Annotated in this window: 2 protein-coding genes; both read left to right on the top strand. The window is 53.5% G+C overall.

The features are described from left to right. On the top strand, window positions 1-467 hold a 467-nt coding region (locus tag ACFQ6N_RS40580; protein ID WP_380659167.1), incomplete at its 5' end, for a putative type VI secretion system effector. A 39-nt stretch (window positions 468-506) separates the two neighbouring features. Continuing rightward, a complete protein-coding gene (locus ACFQ6N_RS40575) occupies window positions 507-1,700 on the top strand; it encodes a hypothetical protein (protein ID WP_380659165.1) in 1,194 nt (397 codons plus the stop codon). The last annotated feature ends 116 nt before the right edge of the window (window positions 1,701-1,816 follow it).

Here is a 1,816-nt window from a genome sequence, read left to right as displayed (position 1 = left end):
TCAGTGAAGGGGACCGAGTAAAGGTCGTTGGAAAGAGGGGCGAAGATGGGAAATTCTTTGCTCTGTCAGTTCTGGACGAGAATAAGCGGCTGATTGTGTCATACCCCCATGTCAGCTCTGGAAGTTGGGCACATTGGATCGGTGTCATGAAGTACACGCTGATGTTCTCACTGCCAAGTGCTGCGCTATACGTTCTGGTTGCCGGCTTTGGTTCGATTAATGAAGGTCCCTGGGACTGGTATTCTCTGAAAAGATTTTTTTACATATTTATTAGTTGCATTTCTGTCTCGTGCTTCATTGGGGTTAGGATTGGTTCTCGCTTCACGCGTTATGCAAGGATGGCTGATGCAATCTTCAAATCTCTTGGTTGGGTCAATGGTAAATATATAAATCTAAGGCGTATCACGAAGTTGAATAAGAGTGTGGATGACCATCCTGCTTTGGGTGATACGTACTTCAGGTACTGACTTGAACTGAGTTGTGGTAACCAGGAGTGGTTGTCCGTTATGGCTGCCAAAAGCCGTCAGTATGAGCTTTCAGTTTGCCTGCTCCGCAAGTTGGAGGTGGCGCAGAAGGAGGCTGCGCCCCCCACCGCCAGTGCCCGCATCCTTCGCGAGAGTGGCGTCGATCGCTTCGTCACTACCGCAGGTGCGTACCTTCTGAATCGATTTCCGATGAAGGGCATCCAGGACACTGTCGGCAATGCCATGGTCCGCGTTGTGCTCCTGACGCGGGCATTGATGGAGCGCGACGAGGCGATCAGCCTGGTGGCCGAAGAGCTGAGCAGCGGCCAGCAGGGCAAGCGCTATTTCCTGGAGCGCATCCAGTTCTATCGCAAGAAGGGGAGTGCACTGCCGATGCAGTTCGCGCTTCGCGATCTGGAGCTGCACCATGGTGCACTGGCAATGCGCAAGCGCTGGCAGGCAGCGGCGGAGAGCAGCCGTAATGTTGTCCGCCTGAACTCCCTTACGGGCGTGTTGGAGATGGTGAACTTCATCCATCTGGCAACCAAGGTCGATAAGGACACGCGCGACTATGCGACGTTATTGGCGTCCGGCATGTCGCTTTTGGCTGTGTATACCAGTGTGCATGAAACGGTAGCCAAGGACTTCTTTGGGGCGGGTAGTGTCAGTGCCATTCGGATGAAGGTTGCCGGCAGTGTGTTGGCGGGAGCGGGTAGTTTTATTGGGGCGTACTACAGCTATTTAGACGCGGAAGCTGCGGACAGGCAGCAAGAGCTTGCTGCCGACATACTTTTGAGTACTAAAGCGTTCGTGACGGCGTCTGTGGGCGGTGCGCAGTTCCTGACCGCACTCGCCTACTCATCTCCGATCATCGAGCGCAGTCTGGGGCGCAATTCATTGACTTTGGGTCTCAGAGGGATGAAAGCAGGGCTTGAAGCGGCAGCGGCGACAGAAGGGGGGGCTGTAGTTGCGTCGCAGGCAATGAAGCGACTTGGTGTGTGGATTCTGCGATTGGGTGGCTGGCAAGTTGCATTGGCTCTTCTTGTCATTGAAGTCTTGATATGGGCCATCAGTCCGAACGATCTGGAAAAGTGGTGTATGAACAATGCATTCGGAACAAATGCGGGCCTTAGAAAAGGTGAGCGAACATTTGGTGGCGAGCCCTATTCAACACCGCGAGAACAAAAGCAGGCGTTTGACAAGGCTATCGGCTCGGTTACGTTGAGGGTGCGATGAAAACTGAGGTCGATGTGTCGTCAGAGAAGAACTCGCTTGATATCGAAATCGGAATCATCTCCGATCTGCGGGTCAAGCACGTTGTGGAAAATGTATTCTGGCGGGAGGGTGATCCA

It is taken from the genome of Kitasatospora sp. NPDC056446, assembly GCF_042796115.1.
Classification (GTDB): Bacteria; Actinomycetota; Actinomycetes; order Streptomycetales; family Streptomycetaceae; genus Kitasatospora.
The sequence above is the reverse complement of the archived record's forward strand: the minus strand, read 5'-3'. Positions and strand labels throughout refer to the sequence as shown.

Coding starts and splice junctions, on each gene's coding strand:
- ACFQ6N_RS40575 (WP_380659165.1), top strand. CDS start 507: ATGGCTGCCAAAAGCCGTCAGTATGAGCTTTCAGTTTGCCTGCTCCGC.